Raw genomic sequence first — 1836 nt, 5'->3', positions numbered from 1 at the left:
GGTTTTTCCGCCAGATGTCTGCTGTCCGTGGACGTTTGCTCTTGCGCATCATTGCTGGTCTCCTGCAGGTAGCTTTAGGCTTATGGCTCGTCTGGCTGTGTCGCCGGTTCATCGATGTGGTGATCTGGCGTGGCGACGTGCTGCGCGAAACCATCGTGCTTTTTTCAGTCATCGCTCTATTGATAGCCCTTCGCCAGCTGGTATTCTATCTTTCCGGCATCACCGAGGTAATCCTTCAGAATGATATGCGTAGCCGTCTCTTCCGGTTTGTGCTGGGCAGGAAACTCTATGCCGAAAAGCATCAGACTGGGGCTGGTTCCGGAAAACCAGCTTCCGATATGCTTTCCGGCGATATCAGTCAGCGTTTGGAGCGCGATCTCTCGTCAGCCTCTTCGGTTGTTACGGATGTCTTGCCATCGGTTGTAGTCACCCTGGTGCAGCTCTTCGGCGCCTTCTTCCTGATGCGTTCCATCGATTCCATCCTGGCATGGAGTCTTCTGGTACTGACACCGGTGGTAGCCGTTTGCGCCAAGTATCTCGGTAGCCGGCTCAAGAAGATGACGCTGGCGATACGCGAGGAGGAGAGCAGTATACAGATGATGATTCAGGAGACGGTAGAACATGAACTCACCATCAAGACCTTGCAGGCTGAAAGCACGGTTTCCGGTAGGGTAGGCAGCATGCAGCAGCGTTTGCATCATCTGGTTCGCCGTAGAATCCGTTTTACGTTGATATCCCGCCTGCTCCTTGCCTTCACCTTCAGTTACGGCTATTTCGGAGCCTTTGTCTATGGCGCCATCCAACTCAAGAATGGGTTGATAACCTTTGGTGTGATGACCGCTTTCCTGCAGTTGGTAGGACAGATACAGAGTCCTATCATGTCGCTCCTGGGCATGATTCCCCAACTGATTCATGCTTCAGCGAGTGTAGACCGTTTGGTAGAGATCGAAAATACCGAACAGGAGAAGTCTCTGTCGCAGGCTGATGCTCCAATTCCTTTGCAGCATGCTTGTGGCATCCGTCTTCAGAATGTGAGCTATTCTTATCCCGATGAGCGTAAGAAGATGGTAGTCAGCCATTTCTCTTATGATTTCCGTCCCGCCACATCTGTAGCGATAGTGGGAGAAACCGGTTGTGGCAAGACCACCATCCTGCGTCTCTTGTCGAGTATCATCCAACCCGATAGCGGAAAGATTGTTTTGTATGATGCACAGGGCAAAGCGGTAGAAGGAACCGGTATGCGCTCGCATATCGTGTATATAGAGCAAGGTAATACGCTGATGAGCGGAACCATACGTGATAATCTTCTTCTGGCGAATCCTGCGGCTACTGATGAGCAGCTTTCCGATGCCCTTCATATAGCCTGTGCCGATTTCGTGTTCAGTTTGCCGGCAGGTATGGATACGAAGATAGGAGAGCATGCCACCCGTTTGAGTGGCGGTCAGGCGCAGCGCATTGCCATAGCCCGCAGTCTTTTGCGCAAAGGCAACATTCTGCTGTTGGATGAAATCAGTTCATCGCTGGATGCCGAAACCGAGAAGCTCCTTTTCGACCGTCTGTTTGCTGCTTATGCCGACAAGACCATCATCTGTGTAACGCATAGAAAAGAAGTGGCAGACAGATGCCAGGAACAGATAAAAGTGGGGGAGGTAATAGTTGATAGTTAACAGTTTATAGTAGATAGTCTGAAATACGCAAGTCCGCTAGGCGTTTCTCCCTAACGCCTAACGGACTTGCGAGCGATACTACTGGCAGCTCTGCACGCAAAAGGCAGAGGCTATGGCGGTGAGAACGGTAATGACGAAATTCAGAATTTTCTTGAGTGTTTCTCTTTTC

The 1836-nt window shown here is 50.9% G+C and carries 2 protein-coding genes; one reads left to right on the top strand and one right to left on the bottom strand.

Annotated features, from left to right (window positions below; all coding sequences use genetic code 11):
* Positions 1 to 1667: ABC transporter ATP-binding protein (locus tag KSW37_RS15480; protein ID WP_217315337.1), on the top strand; the 1667-nt coding region annotated here is incomplete at its 5' end.
* Between the two features lie 78 nt (positions 1668 to 1745).
* Here KSW37_RS15480 and KSW37_RS16220 read toward each other — a convergent pair.
* The coding region (locus tag KSW37_RS16220) for a smalltalk protein (RefSeq protein WP_217315339.1) at positions 1746 to 1836 on the bottom strand (91 nt) is incomplete at its 5' end.

Origin of the sequence: Segatella copri, assembly GCF_019127135.1 — a bacterium.
Lineage (GTDB): Bacteria > Bacteroidota > Bacteroidia > Bacteroidales > Bacteroidaceae > Prevotella.
Note: the sequence above shows the minus strand (reverse complement) of the source record. Positions and strands in the feature narration are given on the sequence as shown.